Origin of the sequence: Enterobacter sp. WCHEn090032, assembly GCF_003986875.1 — a bacterium.
GTDB classification, from domain to species: domain Bacteria; phylum Pseudomonadota; class Gammaproteobacteria; order Enterobacterales; family Enterobacteriaceae; genus Enterobacter; species Enterobacter sichuanensis.
Window position 1 is genome coordinate 1 of the sequence record NZ_RXRN01000062.1, and the last position, 1131, is coordinate 1131.

1 protein-coding gene is annotated in these 1131 nt (G+C 55.0%); it reads right to left on the minus strand.

Translation table 11 applies throughout. From position 1 onward, the window contains the following. Positions 1 to 37: 37 nt before the first annotated feature. Positions 38 to 973 (minus strand): IS110 family transposase, encoded by a 936-nt coding sequence (locus tag EKN83_RS23210; RefSeq protein ID WP_260591355.1) that lies wholly within the window; start codon positions 971 to 973, stop codon positions 38 to 40. Positions 974 to 1131: the final 158 nt, after the last annotated feature.

Below are 1131 nucleotides of genomic sequence, written 5' to 3' on the forward strand. Positions count from 1 at the left end.
GGGGTGAGCAGCTGTGTTTAAAGTCAACGGCTGACGACTAACCTGCCACCCATTTTTTATTGTCCCGCACCATCGCATTCAGGATTGTTACCAGCTTTCTGACGCAGGCGGTCATCGCGACTTTAAAGGCTTTCCCCTTGCTTCTCAGTCTCTCAAAAAAAGTCTGTATGGTCGGGTTATAGCGCACCGCTGACATTGCCGCCATGTACAGCGCTGCCCGCACCGCACTTCGTCCTCCCCAGATACATCGTTTTCCTTTCATCTTTCCGCTGTCATGGGCATAAGGACACACGCCTACCAGCGCGCTGATTTTACGTCTGTTAAGTTGTCCCAGCTCCGGCAGCATCGACAGCAGAACCGCCAGCGTTGTGCGTCCTATACCTTTGACGTCTTCCAGTAGCTTTACTTTCTCCTGCCATAACGGCATCACTTTTATCTGCTGGTCGATGTCGTCATCCGTGTCCTTTATCTCTGCGTTAAGCCAGTCAATATGCCGTTTGATACCCGTCCGGATAAGTTCATCGCTGCAGGAGCCGTAGCGGTTCTGCTCCATGGTTCTGTTGTCCACCAGCTGGCGGCGGCGGGATACCATCATGGCGAGACGCTGCGTCTGTTCGTCCGGAGCAGGTCTGATATCCGGAGTCATCCTGCGGCCAAACTCGCAGATTATGCGGGCATCATTCGGGTCGGTCTTGAACAGCGTCCCGAGAGCGCGTGCGAAGTGTTTGACCTGAGCAGGGTTGACCACAGCGACCGGCAGACCGGCAAGCTCAAGCGTGGCAGCAAGAAGATTATGGTAGCGCCCCGTGGCTTCCATCACTATCCGTGTAACGGCGCGGGATGCGAGTGCGTCGAGGAGTTGCTGGTGTCCGTGTGGGGTATTCTCCAGATGGAGAAACAGTCCGTCAGGACTGATGAAGACGTCAAAAGTGTCTTTGGCAATATCGATGCCGATGGTGATATGTTCAGTCATATTCATGTCTCCCGGCCTTGTAAGATACGGGCTGGCACAGGCCGCCCGGGCAGCTGTTCGGGTTAACAGGAAAACTGATGCCACGCCATGAGCTCACCCGCGGGCTTGAAAACCCAGAGGGCTAACGGGCTGTGGCATCAGGTCAAACTCAGTGACAG